Annotated in this window: 1 protein-coding gene and 1 tRNA gene; one reads left to right on the top strand and one right to left on the bottom strand. The window is 52.0% G+C overall.

From position 1 onward, the window contains the following. Window positions 1-50 precede the first annotated feature (50 nt). Window positions 51-1,181 (bottom strand): cysteine desulfurase family protein, encoded by a 1,131-nt coding sequence (locus RUMCAL_RS01800; protein WP_021680727.1) that lies wholly within the window; start codon window positions 1,179-1,181, stop codon window positions 51-53. Between the two features lie 239 nt (window positions 1,182-1,420). On the opposite strand from RUMCAL_RS01800, the gene RUMCAL_RS01805 reads away from it, so the two are divergent. Next, window positions 1,421-1,507, top strand: a tRNA-Leu gene (locus RUMCAL_RS01805). The last annotated feature ends 79 nt before the right edge of the window (window positions 1,508-1,586 follow it).

The raw sequence follows: 1,586 nt of genomic DNA on the forward strand, positions 1-1,586 counted from the left end.
CATCTGTCGCACAATCTTTGTGCGGTATTGCCTTCAGCATTTCTGCCGTATCAGTGCATCAGTTCTTTCTGTGCGTCCCGCAGTCCCTGTACCAGTGCCGCAATGTCCTCCTCTGTGTTCTCTGCACAGAAGCTGATTCGCAGGGCACTGTCCACCTCTGCGGGCTTTGCCCCGAATAATTCCAGTACGCCGCTGCTGGCTCCCTTGGAACATGCCGAGCCGCTGGAAACATAGACTTCCCGCTGCTCCAGATAGTGCAGCACGATCTCCGAGCGATAGCCCAGCAGGGAAATGTTCAGCACATAGGGAGATGCTCCCTCTATGTCCCGAATGATCACGCCGTCCATTTCCCGCAGCTGTGCGATCAGACTGCTGCGAAGCTGAGAAACCCGTTCCAGACGTTCTTCGATGTTCAGGGACAGCTTTTCCGTTGCCGCCCCGAACGAAGCAATCAACGGCACACTTTCTGTGCCCGGACGCAGCCCCCGTTCCTGTTCGCTGCCGCACAGGATCGGTTTCACCCGCACGCCATGCCGGATATACAGAGCACCGACACCTTTTAAAGCATGTACCTTGTGCCCGCTGACTGAAACCAGATCGGCACAGAGTGTTCTCGGCTTAAACGGAATTTTCAGGAATCCCTGTACGGCATCACAGTGTGTGATGATTTCCGGATCATTTCGCTTCACCATGCGGAATACGTTTTCCACCGGCAGCCGGCAGCCGTTTTCATTGTTCACCAGCATCATGCTCACCAGACAGACGCTGCTGTCTATTTCCCGCAGAAAGTCTTCTGTATGATACTCTCCGTCCGCAGCCGGCGGCACGGTAACGACCGTAAAGCCCAGCGTTTTCAGATAGGAAAGAGTTGCTTTCACAGAAGCGTGCTCCACAGCACTGGCAACGATTTTCTTTCGCTTTCTGCCGTATGCTGCCGCCGCCCCGCGGATCGCCAGATTGGAACTTTCTGTCGCACCGGAAGTGAAAACGATTTCCTGTGCCTTGCAGCCCAGAGCACCGGCGATCTGATTGCGGGCGTATTCCACTTCGTGCTGTGCCTCCAGTCCCTTGCGGTGCAGCGAGGACGGATTGCCGTAATGTGCAGAGATGCAGCTCATCACTGCCGCAGCAGCTTCTGCACACGGCTTGGTCGTTGCAGCGTTATCCAAATAATGTTCCATTGTGATTCCCCCTACAAATGATTCCAGAATTCGATTCGGAATAATGCTTTTCTATTATATCACAGTTTATCATTTTGTGCAAGTATTTGTGCAGGTAGAAGAAAAGCCCTGAAATTGCGTGACTTTTCGGCACTCTCAAAGAAATCAGAAAAAATCGAAAAAATTTGAAAAAAAGGCTTGACAAATCGAAAGTGTTGTGCTATAATAATTCTTGTCGCTGAAAACACGGCATGCGAAATGCGGATATGGCGGAATTGGCAGACGCGCTAGCTTCAGGTGCTAGTCCTCGCAAGGGGGTGGAGGTTCAAGTCCTCTTATCCGCACCATGTTTTCATTGATGCAAAAGTTCATATAGTCGAGAAAGCGTATCTATGCGGATATGGCGGAATTGGCAGACGCGCTAGC

Source organism: Ruminococcus callidus ATCC 27760, assembly GCF_000468015.1.
Classification (GTDB): domain Bacteria; phylum Bacillota; class Clostridia; order Oscillospirales; family Ruminococcaceae; genus Ruminococcus_C; species Ruminococcus_C callidus.